The organism is Microbispora sp. NPDC046973 (genome assembly GCF_040644495.1).
In the GTDB taxonomy this organism is placed as follows: Bacteria; Actinomycetota; Actinomycetes; order Streptosporangiales; family Streptosporangiaceae; genus Microbispora.
The window spans coordinates 19,479-35,776 of sequence record NZ_JBEYWQ010000025.1 but is presented as its reverse complement, the minus strand read 5'-3'; the positions used below and the strand labels follow the sequence as shown (position 1 = coordinate 35,776).

At 75.8% G+C, this 16,298-nt stretch carries 9 protein-coding genes and 1 riboswitch; of the genes, 4 read left to right on the top strand and 5 right to left on the bottom strand.

Annotated features, from left to right (window positions below; all coding sequences use genetic code 11):
• Positions 1–7: 7 nt before the first annotated feature.
• From cobO to ABZ860_RS33185, 5 genes are all read right to left on the bottom strand, one after another.
• The gene (gene cobO / locus ABZ860_RS33205; RefSeq protein WP_193205064.1) at positions 8–622 is read right to left on the bottom strand and encodes a cob(I)yrinic acid a,c-diamide adenosyltransferase; all 615 of its coding nucleotides are present in this window, start codon (positions 620–622) and stop codon (positions 8–10) included.
• Positions 623–2,587, bottom strand: a complete 1,965-nt coding sequence (locus ABZ860_RS33200) for a putative cobaltochelatase (RefSeq protein ID WP_357227827.1) — start codon at positions 2,585–2,587, stop codon at positions 623–625.
• Complete coding sequence (gene cobN, locus ABZ860_RS33195) at positions 2,584–6,123, bottom strand: cobaltochelatase subunit CobN (RefSeq protein ID WP_357227825.1); 3,540 nt, start codon at positions 6,121–6,123, stop codon at positions 2,584–2,586. The genes ABZ860_RS33200 and cobN overlap by 4 nt, the downstream gene beginning before the upstream one ends.
• Complete coding sequence (locus tag ABZ860_RS33190) at positions 6,120–7,625, bottom strand: cobyric acid synthase (protein WP_357227823.1); 1,506 nt, start codon at positions 7,623–7,625, stop codon at positions 6,120–6,122. Before ABZ860_RS33190 ends, cobN begins: the two co-directional genes overlap by 4 nt.
• Positions 7,626–7,717: 92 nt before the next feature.
• Positions 7,718–7,901: riboswitch (cobalamin riboswitch) on the bottom strand.
• A gap of 43 nt (positions 7,902–7,944) precedes the next feature.
• Entirely contained in the window at positions 7,945–9,399 is a 1,455-nt protein-coding gene (locus tag ABZ860_RS33185; protein ID WP_357227820.1) for a serine/threonine-protein kinase, read from the bottom strand.
• Between the two features lie 84 nt (positions 9,400–9,483).
• Here ABZ860_RS33185 and ABZ860_RS33180 point away from each other — a divergent pair, with 84 nt between their 5' ends.
• Genes ABZ860_RS33180 through ABZ860_RS33165 form a run of 4 tightly spaced genes read left to right on the top strand, consistent with a single transcriptional unit; the run spans position 9,484 to position 16,267 of the window.
• On the top strand, positions 9,484–12,183 hold the full coding sequence (locus ABZ860_RS33180) for an FtsX-like permease family protein (RefSeq protein ID WP_357227818.1): 2,700 nt from the start codon (positions 9,484–9,486) through the stop codon (positions 12,181–12,183).
• Positions 12,180–14,669, top strand: a complete 2,490-nt coding sequence (locus ABZ860_RS33175) for an FtsX-like permease family protein (protein WP_357227817.1) — start codon at positions 12,180–12,182, stop codon at positions 14,667–14,669. Before ABZ860_RS33180 ends, ABZ860_RS33175 begins: the two co-directional genes overlap by 4 nt.
• Positions 14,653–15,606 (top strand): ABC transporter ATP-binding protein, encoded by a 954-nt coding sequence (locus ABZ860_RS33170; protein WP_357227814.1) that lies wholly within the window; start codon positions 14,653–14,655, stop codon positions 15,604–15,606. The genes ABZ860_RS33175 and ABZ860_RS33170 overlap by 17 nt, the downstream gene beginning before the upstream one ends.
• Complete coding sequence (locus ABZ860_RS33165) at positions 15,599–16,267, top strand: ABC transporter ATP-binding protein (RefSeq protein ID WP_357227812.1); 669 nt, start codon at positions 15,599–15,601, stop codon at positions 16,265–16,267. The genes ABZ860_RS33170 and ABZ860_RS33165 overlap by 8 nt, the downstream gene beginning before the upstream one ends.
• Positions 16,268–16,298 lie beyond the last annotated feature (31 nt).

The following is a 16,298-nucleotide window of genomic DNA, read 5'->3' as shown; positions in this document are numbered from 1 at the left end:
TCGAGCGTCACCATTCGATGCCCCTCTGGCCCTTCTGCCCCGCGTCCATCGGGTGCTTGATCTTGGTCATCTCCACGACGAGGTCGGCGGCCTCGACCAGGCGGGGATCGGCGTCCCTGCCGGTGATCACCACGTGCTGGCGGCCGGGCCGTGCACGCAGGGTCTCGACCACGTCGTCCACGTCGACCCAGCCCCACTTCATGGGATAGGTGAACTCGTCCAGGACGTACAGGCCGTAGGCCTCGGCGGCGAGGTCGCGCTTGATCTGCGCCCAGCCCTCGCGGGCGTCGGCGGCGTGGTCGGCCTCGGTGCCGGGCCGCTGGATCCACGACCAGCCCTCGCCCATCTTGTGCCAGGTCACCGGGCCGCCCTCGCCGGTCTGCTCGTGGAGCCTGCCGAGGGCCCGCAGCGCGGCCTCCTCGCCGACCCGCCACTTGGCGCTCTTGACGAACTGGAACACCCCGACGGGCCAGCCCTGGTTCCAAGCGCGCAGCGCCAGGCCGAAGGCGGCCGTCGACTTCCCCTTCATCTCCCCGGTGTGCACGATGACCAGCGGGCGGTTGCGCCGCTCGCGCGTGGTCAGCCCGTCGTCCGGCACGCTCGCCGGCCTGCCCTGCGGCATCTACGCCACCTTCCTGACATCACGCACGACCGCGGCCAGGTGATCGGCCGCCAGCTCTTCGAGCCGGATCGGGGTCCCGCCGAGCGCGGCGGCGAGCCGCCCGGCCAGGCCGAGCCGTACGGGGCCGTGCTCGCAGTCGACGACCACGCTCGCGACCCCGGCGAGGCGCGCGGCCGCGCCCACGGGATCGGGACCGGAGGTGTGCCGCCCGTCGGTGACGACCACGAGCAGCGGGCGGCGGCGGGGGTCGCGCAGCCGCTCGGCGGCCAGCACCCGCTCAGCCCGGCGCAGCCCGGCGGCCAGCGGGGTGCGCCCGCCGGTGGCGAGCCGGGCCAGCCGGTCGGAGGCCAGCTCGACGCTGGAGGTCGGCGGCAGCGCGACCGTCGCGTCCTCGCCCCGGAAGGTCACCAGCCCGACCTTGTCGCGGCGCTGGTAGGCGTCGAGCAGCAGGGACAGCACGGCGCCCTTCACCGCCCGCATCCGCGCCCGCGCGGCCATCGAACCGCTCGCGTCCACGCAGAACAGCACGAGGTTCGACTCGCGCCCCTCGCGTACGGCCTCGCGCAGGTCCTCGCGGCGCAGCACCAGGCCGGAGCCGGAGCGGCCGCGCCCGCGCTGGTGCGGTGCGGCGGCGGCCAGCGTCGCCGCCAGGTGGAGGCGGCGCAGCCGCCCGTCCGGTGTGCGGGCGCCGACGGTGCGCCCGGACTCGCCCGTCGTGCGCCCGCGCCGTCCGGCGGGCCCGCCCCGGCCGGCCGCCTCCGGCGCGAGGAGCCGGGTCCGGTAGGGGGCTGTCGCAGACACCGGCGCTCGGCCTCCGGACGCGCCGCCCGCGCCGGGCGGCGCGTCCGCCGGGTCCCCGCCGGAGGCGCCCCCACCACCCGGTCCATCGTCATCGGGGCCGTCGTCATAGGGGCCGTCGTCATCCGGCCCGCCGTCCTTGGGCCCGCCGTCAGCTTCCGACAGCGCCTGTTCCAGCCGCTCCTCGTCGAGGCCGTGGCCGGGATCGTCGAACGGGTCGCGGCGGCGCCGGTGGGGGAGCGCCAGGCGGGCGGCCGTCCGGACGTCGCCGGAGGTGACCTCGTCCCTGCCCTCCCAGGCGGCCAGGGCGACGGCCGTACGCGCCATCACGAGGTCGGCCCGCATCCCCTCGACGTCGAAGGCCGCGCACACCGCCGTGATCCCCCGCAGCGCGGCGTCGGGAAGCGCCACCCCGGGCAGCCGCTCGCGCGCCGCCGCGATCCGCCCGGCGAGGTCGCGCTCGCCGCCGGCGTACGCGGCGGCGAAGCCGGCCGGGCCGGCGTCGAAGGCGAGGCGGCGGCGCACCACCTCCGCCCGCTCGGCCGGGTCTCGGGACGCGCGCACCTCGACGGCCAGGCCGAAGCGGTCGAGCAGCTGCGGGCGGAGCTCGCCCTCCTCGGGGTTCATCGTGCCGACCAGCAGGAAGCGGGCGGCGTGGCGGACCGACACGCCCTCGCGCTCCACGTGGGCCACGCCCATCGCCGCCGCGTCGAGCAGCAGGTCCACCAGGTGGTCGTGGAGCAGGTTGACCTCGTCCACGTACAGCACGCCCCGATGGGCCGCCGCCAGCAGGCCCGGCTCGAACGCCTTGACGCCCTCGGTCAGCGCCCGCTCCAGGTCGAGCGACCCGGCCACGCGGTCCTCCGACGCGCCCACCGGCAGTTCGACCAGCCGGGCCGGGCGCGTCTGCGGGGAAAGCCCGCTCTCGTGCGGGCCGTCGGGACACGACGGGTCGGGCGCGGCGGGGTCGCAGGAGAACCGGCAGCCGGCGACCACCGCCACCTGCGGCAGCAGGGCCGCGAGCGACCGCACCACGGTCGACTTCGCCGTGCCCTTCTCGCCCCGCACGAGCACGCCGCCGATCGCGGGCGACACCGCGTTCAGCAGCAGCGCCAGCTTGAGGTCGTCGTGCCCGACGACCGCGCTGAACGGATACCGGATGATCACTTGCCCGCCTCCAGGTCGCCTTCCGTCTCCAGGTAGGCCGCGCGCAGCCCGTCGAGCGTCTGCGGCCGCGGGCTCGCCCACAGTCCCCGCTCGGCCGCCTCCAGCAGCCGTTCGGCGATGCCGCGCAGCGCCCAGGGGTTGGACGCGCGCATGAACTCCCGCACCTCGGGGTCGAAGACGTAGGAGGAGGCGAGCGACTCGTACATCCAGTCGTCCACCACCCCGGCGGTGGCGTCGAACCCGAACAGGTAGTCGACCGTGGCCGCCATCTCGAACGCGCCCTTGTAGCCGTGCCGCCGCATCGCCGCGATCCAGCGCGGGTTGACCACCCGCGACCGGAACACCCGCCGCGTCTCCTCGCCCAGCGTCCGGGTGCGTACCGCGTCGGGGACGTGCGAGTCGCCCACGTACGCCGCGGGGGACCTGCCGGTCAGGTGGCGGACCATGGCCACCATCCCGCCGTGGTACTGGAAGTAGTCGTCGGAGTCGGCGATGTCGTGCTCGCGGTTGTCCTGGTTCTTGGCCGCCACGTCGATGCGCCGGAACGCCGCCTCCATGTCCGCGCGGGCCTCCCGGCCGTCGAGGCCCCTGCCGTACGCGTAGCCGCCCCACACCGCGTACACCTCGGCGAGGTCGGCGTCGTCGCGCCAGTTGCGGGCGTCGATGAGCGGCAGCAGGCCCGCGCCGTACGCGCCGGGCTTGGAGCCGAAGACGCGGCTGGTGGCGCGGCGCTCGTCGCCGTGCCGGGCGCGGTCGGCGTGCACGTGCGCGCGCAGCGGGTTGACCTCGGCGGGCTCGTCCAGCGCGGCGACCGTGCGGACGGCCTCGTCGAGCAGCGCCACGACGTGGGGGAACGCGTCACGGAAGAAGCCGCTGATGCGCACCACCACGTCCACCCGGGGGCGGCCGAGCTCCTCGGCCGGCACGACCTCGAAGCCGGTCACCCGGCGGGAGGCGTCGTCCCACTCGGGCCGCACGCCCAGCAGGGCCATGATCTCGGCGATGTCGTCGCCCTGGGTGCGCATCGCGCTGGTGCCCCAGACCGTGAGCCCGACCGTGCGCGGCCACTCGCCGGTGTCGGCGCGGTAGCGCTCGACCAGGGAGGCGGCGAGCGCCGCGCCGGTCTCCCAGGCCAGCCGCGACGGGATGGCCTTGGGGTCGACCGAGTAGAAGTTGCGGCCTGTCGGCAGCACGTTGACCAGCCCGCGCGTGGGCGACCCGGACGGCCCGGCGGGCACGTATCCGCCGCCCAGCGCGTGCAGCACGTGTGCCACCTCGTCCGTGGTCCGGTCGAGCCGGGGCACGACCTCCTCGGCGGCGAAGCGCAGCACCAGGGCGACCTCCGGCACGTCCGTGACCGTGCCGGCCGCGGCCGGGTCCCAGCCGTGGTCCTCCATGGCCTGGACCAGCCGCCGCGCCTCGGCCTCGAACGCGTCCACCTCGGCCGTCGTGCCCTTGTCGGGCAGCCCCAGGGCCTCCCGGAGGCCGGGCAGGGCCCCGGCGGACCCGGCCCAGACCTGGCGGGCGCGCAGCACGGCGAGCACCAGGTTGACCCGGGCCTCCCCGGTGTGGACCTGGCCCAGCACGTGGAGGCCGTCGCGGATCTGCGCGTCCTTGATCTCGCAGAGGTAGCCGTCCACGTGCAGCAGGAAGTCGTCGAACTCCGCGTCCTGCGGCCGCTCGTCCACGTGCAGGTCGTGGTGGAGCTGGGCGGCCTGGATGAGCGTCCAGATCCGCGCCCGTACGGCCGGCAGCTTGGCCGGGTCGAGGGCGGCGACGGTGGCGTGCTCGTCCAGCAACTGCTCGAGCCGGGCGAGGTCGCCGTAGGAGTCGGCCCTGGCCATCGGCGGGATCAGGTGGTCGACGACGGTCGCGTGCGCCCGGCGCTTGGCCTGGGTGCCCTCGCCGGGGTCGTTGACGATGAACGGGTAGACCAGCGGCAGCGCGCCGAGCGCGGCGTCGGGCGCGCACGACGCCGACAGCCCGAGCCCCTTGCCCGGCAGCCACTCCAGCGTGCCGTGCTTGCCGAGGTGGACGACCGCGTGCGCGCCGAACTCGCGGGCCAGCCACCAGTACGCCGCGAGGTAGTGGTGGCTCGGCGGCAGGTCGGGGTCGTGATAGATGGCGACCGGGTTCTCGCCGAACCCCCGAGGCGGCTGGATGGCGAGCATGACGTTGCCGAACCGCAGCGCGGCCAGCACGATGTCGGTCCCGTCCACGTAGAGCGCGCCCGGCGGCGGCCCCCAGTGCGCGGTCACCGCCTCGCGCAGGTCGGCGGGCAGCCCGGCGAACCACTCCTGGTAGGCGCGCAGCGGCACGCGGGCCGGGGCGGCCTCGATCTGTTCCTCGGTGAGCCACTCCACGTCGTGCCCGCCGGCCGCGATCAGGGCGTGGATCAGCGCGTCGCCGTCGTCCGGCGCGTCGCCCACGTCGTAGCCGGCCGCGCGCAGGGCGCGCAGCAACACGACGGCGGAGGCGGGAGTGTCGAGCCCGACGGCGTTGCCGACCCGGGAGTGCCGGGTGGGATAGGACGACAGCACGATCGCCAGGCGCTTGCGGGCGTTCGGCACGTGGCGCAGCCGGGCGTGCGCGACCGCGAGCGCGGCCACGCGGGCGCAGCGCTCGGGGTCGGCGACGTAGACCGGCACGCCGTCGGGCCCGTCCTCCTTGAACGAGAACGGCACGGTGACGAGGCGGCCGTCGAACTCGGGCACCGCGACCTGCATCGCGGCGTCCATCGGGGACAGCCCGGCGTCGGAGTCCGCCCACACGGCGCGGGAGGTGGTCAGGCACAGCGCCTGCAGCACCGGGACGTCGAGGGAGGCCGGCGCCCCGGCGTCCCAGGCGTCCTCGTCGCCCCCGGCGCTCGCGGCGGCGGCGACCGCCCCGCCCGCGGCCAGCACGGTGACGACGAGAGCGTCCACCGGCCGGAGCAGCTCGAGCAGGTCGTCACCGGCCCCGCGCAGCGACCCGCAGAAGACCGGCAGCACGTCGGCGCCCGCCGTCTCGACCGCGTCGCACAGCGCGTCGAGGAACGCCGTGTTGCCCGACAGCTCGTGCGCCCGGTAGTAGACCACCCCGACCAGGGGGCGGCCCTCCCGGCGGACCCGGCCGGGCCGTACGCCGAACTCGGGGGTGGGCCGGGGCGGCGCGAAGCCCTCGCCGGTCAGCAGGAGCGTGTCGGACAGGAAGCGGCGCAGCTCCGCCAGGTTGTCCGGGCCGCCCTCGGCGAGATAGGCGAGCGCCTGCGCGGCGACCCCCGACGGCACGGTGGACAGGGCCATCAGCGCGGCGTCCGGGGCCTGCTCGCCGCCGAGGACGACCGTGGGCCGCCCGGCCGCCAGCACGGCGTCGAGTCCCTCCGGCCACGAGCGCCTGCCGCCGAGCAGCCGGACGACGACGGCGTCCACGCCGTCCACCAGGGCGGGCACGTCCCCGGCGGCCGTACGCGCGGGGTTGGCGACCCGCCAGCCCGCCCCGCTGCGGGTCGCGGCGAGCAGCTCGGTGTCGGCGGTGGACAGCAGCAGCATCGTCATGGGCGCGCCTCCCGCAACGTGATCTCGGCAGTGGGCAGGCCGGTGGGCGCGCCGCGCTCGATCAGCCGCCACACCGCCTCGGTGTCCAGGTGCTCTTCCACCAGGTCGCCCAGGGCGTCGAGGCGGGCCTCCCGGTGCTCGGCGAACGTGCTGGTCCCCGGCAGCCAGGCCCGGCCGGCGACGGCGGCGACCTCGGCGAGGAAGGCACGGCGGAAACCGTCGCGCTCGAACAGGCCGTGCCAGGTCGTGCCCCACACCGGCCCCACCCGGCAACCGTCGAGGAAGGGCTCGCCGCCCTCGGCGGTGACCCGGCCGTGGTGGATCTGGTAGCCCGCGACCGCGTGGCCGCGCCACTCGCCCTCCGCGAGCGCGAGCACCTTGTCCGGCGCGTACGCCGTGCCGGCCGGCAGCAGCCCGAGACCCGGCACCCGGCCCGCGCGGCTCTCCACGTCGTCGTCGATGACCGTGCCGAGCATCTGGTAGCCGCCGCAGATCCCGAGCACCGGGCGCCCGCCGGCGGCGCGGCGGCGCAGCGCCTCGTCCAGGCCCCGCTCACGCAGCCAGGCGAGGTCGCCGACGGTGGCGCGGGTGCCGGGCAGCACGACGAGGTCGGCGTCGGCGAGTTCGGCGGGGGTGGTGACCAGGCGCACGCTCACCCCCGGCTCGGCGGCCAGCGCGTCGGCGTCGGTCACGTTGGACATGCGCGGCAGCCGCACCAGTGCCACGCGCAGCACGTCACGTCCGACCGGCGGGGTGAGCAGGCCGGGACGGCTGTCGAGGTCGAGGGAGTCCTCCACGTCGAGCCAAAGGCCCGAGCGCCACGGCAGCACGCCGAGGCACGGCCGCCCGGTCGCCTCCGTCAGCCAGTCGAGCCCCGGCCGCAGCAGCGCGAGGTCGCCGCGGAACTTGTTGACCACGAACCCGGCGATGTGCCGCTGGTCGTGCCGGTCCAGCACGGCGAGGGTGCCGGCGAAGTGCGCGAGCACGCCGCCCCTGTCGATGTCGCCGACGACGAGCGCGGGCAGGCCGGCCGCTCGGGCGAGGCCCATGTTGGCGATGTCGCGGTCGCGCAGGTTGACCTCGGCGGGGCTGCCCGCGCCCTCGCAGATCACCACGTCGTAGCGGCGCCGCAGGCCGTCCAGCGCGTCGAGGGCGACGTCGAGCAGGCGCATCTTGTGGTCGCGGTAGGACAGGGCGTCCACGTCGGCGTGCGCGCGGCCGAGCACGACCACGTGGGAGTGCCGCTCCCCGGCGGGTTTGATCAGCACCGGGTTCATCGCGGCCTCGGGCTCGACCCGGGCCGCCGCGGCCTGCATCGCCTGGGCGCGTCCGATCTCGCCGCCGTCGGCGGTGACCATCGAGTTGAGCGCCATGTTCTGCGCCTTGAACGGCGCGACCCGTACGCCGCGCCGGGCCAGCCACCGGCACAGGCCGGCCACCAGCACGCTCTTTCCCGCGTCGGAGGTCGTGCCCGCCACGAGCAGGCCGCCGCCGGGCGCCACGTCAGGAGGTGGAGCGCGATACCGGCAGTGAGGCGCGTCTGCGCAGGCCTGTCCGGGCCATGGCATGTCCCCCCTGGGGGTGTCCGCGCCCCCGGTAGAAGGTCCGACGGCCGGAGTATCCTGGCTCCCGGATCGGCGCTCGCCTCAGCCTTCCCGCCCGTGCTGGGCAGTGGCGTGGGTGAGGGTCGCTCCCCGGTGACAGTGGCGGGACCGCGCCGGATTCACACCGGCTTCCTCCGCGTCCGTCGCTTGCGGTGGTCAACATACACCTTTGTATCGGATGTCCCGCAAGTCTGGTCTGTCTGATATAGCCGAAACGCTACGTACGCCTCAATGTGGCGATCATGTAGAACGGCTCGTTCTTCGTCACCGCGTTCTCGCCGTGCCCGTTGTAGTCGAAGGTCATCGTCCCGTTGTCGTGGACGGTGAGGTAGATCGTGCCGTTGCGCACGCAGTTGCCCCGCATCGACACCCGCTTCAGCCGCACCGTCGTCCCGCTCACCACCTGGAGCCTGGACCTGCCCACGCAGTGGTAGTCGACGAACCGCTCGGTGACGGTGCCGCCGCCCTTCGGCACGGTCAGCACGAGCGTGTCGTACGCGCCGGGCTCGTAGTCCACCCTGCCGCGCCACACGCCCGCGAAGCGTGCGGTGAAGCGCAGGGGCACGCGCGCCGCGGCCGTCGGTGTGGGTGTCGGTGTGGGCGCCGGCGTGGGGGTTCGTGTGAGTGTCGTGGTGGGTGAGGAAACCGGCGTGACGGCGGCCGCCGTGCGCCGGGCGTCACCCCCGTCGGCGCCTTCGGACGGCAGCACGGACAGCAGCACGGCCCCGGTCGTCGCGGCCGCGAGGGTGACCGCCGCCCCCGCGAGCAGCCCCCGGCGGCGACCGGAGCCCCGCCGTGAGGGGACGGTGTCCGGCTCCGGATACACGGGATGCGGTGCGGCGGTGAGCACGGCCGGGGCGTCCCCGGCGGTCCCCTCCGGCACCGCGGCGAGCAGCCGCATCGTGATGTCGAGGATGCCCGGGCGCTCCGCGGGGTTCTTGCGCAGGGCCAGCGCGACGATGGAGCGCAACGGCTCTTCCAGGTCGCCGAGGTCCGGCTCCTTGGTGAGGACGCGGTTCAGCACGGCGGGCAGCGCGTCGTCACCGAACGGCGGCCTGCCGGTGGCGGCGAACACCATCACGCCGCCCCACGCGAACACGTCCCAGGCGGGCGCGGGCGGCTCGCCGGCGATCTGCTCGGGCGCCATGTAGGCGGGCGTGCCGACGGTGCCTCCGGTCGCCGTGGTCGCGCCGAGCCGGCGGGCGACCCCGAAGTCGACGACCCTAGGACCGTCGGGCCCCAGCAGCACGTTGGCGGGCTTGAAGTCGCGATGCACGATCCCGGCCTGGTGCACGGCGGCGAGCGCGGTCGCGGTCGCGACGGCCAGCCGGTGCAGGGCGGGCCCGGACCGCCGTCCCGCCCGCTGCAGCGTGGGGCCCTCCACGTACTCGCTCACGACGTAGGGCCGCGGGCCGTCCAGGTCGAAGTCGAGCACCCGGGCCACGCAGAACGGCGCGACCCGCCGCGCGGCGGCGATCTCCCGCGCGAAGCGGCGGCGGGCGTCCTCGTCCCCCGACCAGCCCTCATGCATCAGCTTGACCGCCACCGGCGCGCCTTCGGCCGTACGGCCGAGGTAGACCACCCCCTGGCCGCCCGCGCCGAGGCGGCCCTCCAGCCGGTAGCCGCCGATCTCGGCCGGATCTCCCGCCAGTAACGGTCCCACCGCAGGCATCCAGCCCTCCTCGGCCCCGTTTTCCCCTCACCTTAGATGAACGGAACGGTGGTGCTTCTGGATCATGCTTGTCATGATGCCGGGATGAGCGTGGTGATGCGGGTGCGGGCGCGGCTGCCGCTGGTGGTCCGGCGCGCGCTGGCCGAGCCCCTGCTGCTGGCCGCCGCGTTCGGCTCCATCCTGCTCGCCACCACGGCGATCTCGGCTCTGCTGCTACACGCGGGGTCGGCGACCCAGGCGGGTGTGCGGCGAGCCCTGGAGACGGCGCCGCTCGCCGCCACCGCCACCGTCGTCACCTCCTCGGTCACGGCCGGGGACTTCGCCGGAATCGACCGGGCCGTCCGCGCGGGGATCGCCCACGCCCACCAAGAGGTGCCCGTACGGGTCACCGCGCGCCTCGAGTCCGCCTCCTACGCGCTGAAGGGACAAAGTCGCGGCGATCAGCCCGTCCTGACCCGGTTCGCCGCGTACGAGGGACTGGACGGCCGGGCGGACCTGGTGAGCGGGCGCCGGCCCGCCGAGACGACGACGGCGACGGTGGAAGCGGCGCTGTCCGAGCCGGCCGCGCGGGCGATGGGAGTCTCGACCGGCGACGAGTTCACCGTCGTCGGACGCCTGGACGGAAAGCCGGTCCGCGTGCGCGTCACCGGGGTCTTCCGGTTGCGCGACCCCGACGACCCGCGCTGGAAGGGGGAGGAGCTGCTGCGCTACGGCACGCGGACCGGCGACTTCACCTCCCGCGGCCCCCTGGTCGTGCCGGCCGGCGCGTTCCTCGGCCGGTTCGCGACCGGCGTCTCGGCCCGCTGGCTCGCCGAACCCGACCTGCGCCGGCTTTCCCCCGACCGGCTGCGGCCGTTCTCGGCGTCGGTCGCCGGGACCTCCGCCGCCGTGCGGGCCGGCTGCCCCCGGTGCACGGTCACCGAGACGCTGTCCGGCACGCTGCTGCGGCTCGACCGCGGCGCCCTGGTCGCCCGCTCGACCATGCTGGTGCCGGTGCTCCAACTGCTGGTGCTGAGCGCGTACGCGCTGGCGCTGACCGCGCGGCTGCTCGCCGAGCACCGCCGGATGGAGACGGCCCTGCTGCGATCGAGGGGCGGCGGGTCGCCGCGGCTCGCCGCCATGGCGGCGGGGGAGGCGCTGCTGATCGCGCTGCCCTGCGCGCCTGCGGCGCCGTTCCTCGCGCCCGTCCTCCTGCGGCTGGTGAGCGCCTTCCCCTGGATCGAGGCCACCGGCGTGGAGCCGCCTCGCACGCCCGACGGGGCCACGTTCGCGGTCGCGGCGGCGGTCGCGCTCGCCTGCGCCGCCATGCTGGCGGCCCCGCCCCTGCTCGCCGCCCGCCGCACGTACGTCGAGGAGCAGGCGGCGCGCGGCCGCGCCGACCGGCCTGGCCTGGTCCAGCGGGCCGGGGCCGACGTGGCGCTGCTCGTCCTGGCGGCGCTCGCCGTCTGGCGCCTGCGCGGCCAGGACGCGCCGGAGACGACGCGCCTCGGCGGCGAGCTCGGGCTCGACCCTCTCGTCGGGGCGGGGCCGGCGCTCGCCCTGCTCTGCGGCGGGATGGCCGCCCTGCGGCTGGTGCCCGCCGTCGCCAGGGTCGCAGAGCGGGCGACGCGGCGGCGCCCCGGATTCGGGCCGGCGGTGGCCGCCCGGCAGGTGAGCCGGCGCCCGGCCCGCTATTCGGGGCCGGCGCTGTTGCTGACGATGGCGACGGCGATCGGCGTGCTGTCCCTGACCACCGCCGCGACCTGGCGCGGCGCCCAGGAGGACCGGGCCAGGCATCTCGCCGGCGCCGGCCTGCGCGTCCCGGCTCTCCCGGGGGACGACGCGCGAACCTTCGCCGCGCTGCCGGGGATCGCGGCGGCCGTGCCCGCGCACCGCGCCACGGTCGTCGCCGACGGCGCGGACGCCACCCTGATCGCCGCGGACGCGGCGCACCTGGGGCGCGTCCTGCTGCTGCGCCCCGACCTGTCGGAGCTGTCGCCGGCCACGCTGGCCACGCGGATCGCCGGGTCCGCCGGACAGCCGCTTCCGGTCGTGGTGACCCCCGGCCTCGCGGAGACCACCAGGATCACGGCCGGCACGGCGGCGGTCCCGATCCGGGTCGTGGGCGTCGTCACGGCGATGCCCGGCACGCCGGAGGGCACCCCGGCCCTGCTCGCCGACCTGTCGGCGCTGCGGGCGGCAGGCGCGAAGGGAGCGGAGTGGCCGGTGACGGAGTGGTGGCTGGCCACCGACGGGCACGACAGCACGCGGGCCGCCACCGCACGAGCCGCCGTACTGGCCGCCTCCGGGCGCGGCAGGGACGTCGTCGACGTGGCCGCGCTCACCGCCGGCTACAGGGACGACCCCACGGCGGCCGGCCTGCAGGGCGCGCTGCTGCTCGGCTTCGCGGCGGCGCTGGCGTTCGCCGTGCTGGGATTCCTGGTCAACGCGGCGGTCTCGGCGCGCGAGCGCAGGGGCGAGTTCGCCGTGCTCGGCGCGCTCGGCGTGAGCTTCCGGCAGACGCTCGGCCTGCTGGCCGTCGAGCAGTCGTTCGTGATCGGGCTGTCGCTGGCCGGCGGAGTGGCGCTCGCCGTGGCCGTCTCCGCCGCAGTGGTGCCGCCGATGGTGACCGCCGGATACGCGACCGGAGGCGGGCTGCCCGTGCTGCTCCACGTTCCGTGGCTTCAGGTGGCGGCGCTGGCCGCCGCGGTCCTCACGGTGCTCCTCGTGATCGTGGCGGGGCTCGCGCGGTCGCTGCACCGCCGTGAGCCGGCCGCCGTGCTGCGTGCGGGGGAGGCGTCGTGATCCGCCTGCTGCGTGTGCACAAAGGGGTGGCGGCGCTGCTGGCCGCGCTGGTGTTCGGCGCCGCCCTGGTCGTCTCGGCCCTGCCCCGGATGGTCGAGTCCTCCCTCGACGCGGCGGCCAGGTCGGTCGTCGGCTCCGCCCCGCCCGCCACGGCCTCGCTGGCGGTCCAGTTCACCCGGAGCTTCGACCTGACGCCGATGCGGACGACGGCCGAGGCGGCCGGGGCGGACACCGCCTGGCGGGCGCTGCTCCCCCCGGCGCTGCGCGAGGTCGCGGAGGATGAACCGCACTTCGGTTTCGCGGCCTTGCCGCGGCTCATCGACCAACGGGTCCACCGCTATCTCACCCTCGACTGGGTGTCGGGAGCGGCCAGGCGGGTCCGGTACGTCGAGGGCCGCCCGCCGGGCCCTGGCTCGGGCACGCGCTTCGAGGTGGCCATTCCCGCCGTCGCCGCCGCGGAAATGTCGATCAAGACGGGCGACACGCTCGATCTCGGCCCGCTGACCACGCTCGGTCTCCCCAGCCGGCTGACGGTGACGGTCACCGGCCTGTTCGAACCGGTGCGCCCCGCCGACCGGTTCTGGGCCGTCGAACCGGAACTCACCCGCGTCATCCACAACCGCGTGCCGCTCGCCACGGAGGACGACCTGATCGTCACCGCGCTCACCGACGGCGACAGCCTCGCGGGCGCCGAAATGCCGCTGGTCTACCGATGGCTCGTCACCCCGGCGCCGGACCACATCACCGCGGACAACGCGGCCGCCGTGCTCGCCGCCACGGAGGAGTTCGGCCGCCGCCTGGGCAGGCAGGACCTCGAACTGGCCCTGTCGACCGGGTTCGACCGCATCCTGCAGGAGTACCTGGACCGGCTGGCCGTCACGCGCGCGCTGATCACGGTGTTCCTGAGCGGGCTGGCCGTCGTGTGCCTGGGCGCCACGGCCTTGGCCGTGCTGCTGCTCGTCGGACGGGTGCACGGCGACCTGCTGCTGATGCGTGCCCGCGGCGCGTCCCTGGCCCGGGTCGTGCTCGTCTGCGGGGGAGCGGTCGCGCTCGCGGCGGTGCCGTCGGCCGCGGCGGGCCAGGTGGCCGCGGGCTTCGTGCCTGGCGCCCCGACGGCGGTCGCGCGGCTGGGACCGGCCGCGCTGGCGGCGGGGACCGTCGCCATCGCCTGCGCCGCCGTCGCGCTGCGCCAGTCCGCCAGACGACGGTCCGGGAAGGCTGTCCGCAGGATCGTGCTGGAGATCCTGGTGCTCGTGGTCGCCGTGGCGAGCCTCCGTCTCCTGCGCACCCGCGGCCTCGGCGCCGGCGACCTGTTCCTCGCGCTGGCGCCCGTGCTGCTGGCGCTGGCCGCCGCGCTGGCGGTGCTGCGCGCCGGCCCGGCCGTGATCCACCTGGCCTTCCGGGCCGCCGCCCGGCGCACCGCCGCCGTGCCGTTCCTCGGGCTCGCCGCCGCCCGGGCCGTGCCGGGGGCCGCGCTGCCGGTGCTCACGCTGCTGCCGGCCGTCGCGCTGGCGGCGTACGGCATGGTCACCGCCGGCGGGCTGGAGGAGGCCCAGCGGCAGGCGGCGTGGGAGCGGACCGGCGCAGAGATCAAGGTGGAGCGCGCGCAGGGCATCCCCCCGGAGACGCTGGAGCGGATCGTCCACGCGCCGGGTGTCAGGGGCGTCGTCCCGGCCGCGGTCGGCACGACGGTCGCCGAGGTGGGCTTCGGCGGGCGGCCGGCCACGGTCATCGCGGTCGATCTCGGCGCCTACCGCCGGCTGGTCGCGGGCAGCCCGGTCCACCTGCCTCCGCCGGGGAACGGGGTGCTGGTCTCGCCCGACCTGTCCGCCATGCGCAACTTCGAGATCGGCTGGCCCGCGCAGATGACGGTCACCCCGGCGGGGACCGTCGACGCGATGCCGGGAGTGCGGGCGGGCGACGGCGCTCTCATCGTCCTCCCCGCGGCTCCCGAGCGCGTCAACACGCTGCTGATCGCGGGAGACCCCGCCGCCGTCAGGCCGCTGCTGCCGTCCGGCGCGCGCATGACCACGGTGGCGGGCGCGCTCGCCGAGATCACCGGGACGCCCCTGACGGCGGCGCTGACCGCCGCGCTGCGGGTCGCCGCCGCGGCGCTGGCCGCCTACGCGCTGGCGGCCGTCGCGATCGCCCTGACCGGAGGCGCGGCCCGGCGGGCGGAGGACCTCGGCCTGCTGCGCGCCCTCGGCCTCAGCCGCAGGCAGGCCGGCCTGGTCACCGTCCTGGAGGCGACCCCGCTGCTCGTCCTGACCGCCGCCGCCGGTCTGGCGGCCGGTCTGGCCATGCCCGCGCTGCTGGGGCCCGGGATAGACCTGTCGGCGTACGCGGGCGGGCGCCAGGGCGCCCTGACGACCGCCGCGCTCCTGCCCACCCTGCCCTGTGCCCTGGCCGGTGCTCTGGCCGCCGGGGTCGCCGCCGTCGCCCTCGCGGGCGCCTACCTGGGAGGAAGCCGTGGACACGCTGGCTGACCTGGAGGCCCGGGCCACGCGGGGCGCTCCCGCGTTCGGCGCGGACGCCCACATCCTGTGCGACAACCTGGTGCGGATCTACAAGACCGACGGGTCCGCCGCGGTCGAGGTGGTCGCCCTGCAGGGCCTCGACCTGCTGATCGGCCGCGGCGAGCTGGTGGCGATCGTCGGGGCCTCGGGATCGGGCAAGTCGACGCTGCTCAACATCCTCTCGGGCCTCGACGTGCCGACGGCCGGGCTGGCCAGGGTCGCCGGGATCGACCTGCTGTCCATGACCCCGCGCGACCGCCTCCGCTACCGGCGGTCGGTCGTGGGCTTCGTCTGGCAGCAGACCGCCCGCAACCTGCTGCCGTACCTCACCGCGCGGGAGAACGTCATGCTCCCGATGCGGCTGGCGGGCGGCACGTCCCGGCGGGTCAGGTCGTCCCGTACGGACGAGCTGCTGGAGCTGACGGGGATGGCGGACCGCGCGGACCGGCGGCCCGGGGAGATGTCCGGCGGGGAGCAGCAGCGGGTGGCCGTCGCCGTCGCCCTGGCCAACGCGCCCGAGGTGGTGCTCGCCGACGAGCCGACCGGGGAGCTGGACAGCGAGAGCGCCGAGACGGTCTTCGGCGTGCTGCGCCACGCCAACCGCGAGCTCGGCGTCACGACCGTCGTGGTGACGCACGACCCGATGGTGTCGGAGCAGGTGGACCGGACCATCGGCATCCGGGACGGCCGCACCTCCAGTGAGACGTTCCGCCGCACCTCCTCCGACGGCAGGGTGGTCGCCGAGGAGTACGCGGTGCTGGACCGGGCCGGGCGCCTGCAGCTGCCGAGGGAGTTCATCAACGCCCTGTCGATGGAGCACCGGGTGCGCCTGGAACTCGAACGCGACCACATCGGGGTCTGGCCCTCGGCCACCGGCGACGACACAGAGGAAGAGACGAATGAGTGAGCCGCTGGTCGTCGTCGAGGGCCTGCGCAAGACCTATCCCAAGGGCGTGCGCGCGCTGAGAGGCGTCTCCTTCGAGGCTCACCCCGGCGAGCTGGTCGCGATCCGCGGGCGTTCCGGCGCCGGCAAGACGACACTGCTCAATCTGGTCGGCGGCCTGGACCGGCCCGACGAGGGGCGGGTGCGGGTGGCCGGGCAGTCGGTGCCGGAGCTGCCGGAGGAGGGCCTGCTGCGGCTGCGTCGCGACGTCGTCGGGTTCGTCTTCCAGTCGTTCCGGCTGGTCCCGGTGCTGTCGGCAGCGGAGAACGTGGGTGTGCCGCTGCGGCTGGCGCGGGTTCCCGCAAGGGACAGGGACGAGCGGGTCGCGGTGCTGCTGTCCCTGGTCGGGCTGTCCGATCAGGCCGAGCAGCGGCCCTACGAGCTGTCGGGCGGCCAGCAGCAGCGCGTGGCCATCGCCAGGGCCCTGGCCAACCGCCCCCGCCTGCTGCTCGCCGACGAGCCGACCGGTCAGCTCGACTCCCAGACCGCCCGCCAGATCATGGAGCTGCTCCGGGTGCTCGTGCGGGGGGAGGGCGTCACCGCGCTGGTGGCCACGCACGACGCGGGCCTCGTCGGCCTGGCCGACCGCGTGCTGGAGCTCAAGGACGGCGAGTTCCTCACCTAGGCCCGGTTCCCTGAGCGCCGCGCCCCGGTAC

Coding starts and splice junctions, on each gene's coding strand:
- cobO (WP_193205064.1), bottom strand. CDS start 622: ATGCCGCAGGGCAGGCCGGCGAGCGTGCCGGACGACGGGCTGACCACG.
- ABZ860_RS33165 (WP_357227812.1), top strand. CDS start 15,599: ATGAGTGAGCCGCTGGTCGTCGTCGAGGGCCTGCGCAAGACCTATCCC.
- cobN (WP_357227825.1), bottom strand. CDS start 6,123: ATGACGATGCTGCTGCTGTCCACCGCCGACACCGAGCTGCTCGCCGCG.
- ABZ860_RS33185 (WP_357227820.1), bottom strand. CDS start 9,399: ATGCCTGCGGTGGGACCGTTACTGGCGGGAGATCCGGCCGAGATCGGC.
- ABZ860_RS33180 (WP_357227818.1), top strand. CDS start 9,484: ATGAGCGTGGTGATGCGGGTGCGGGCGCGGCTGCCGCTGGTGGTCCGG.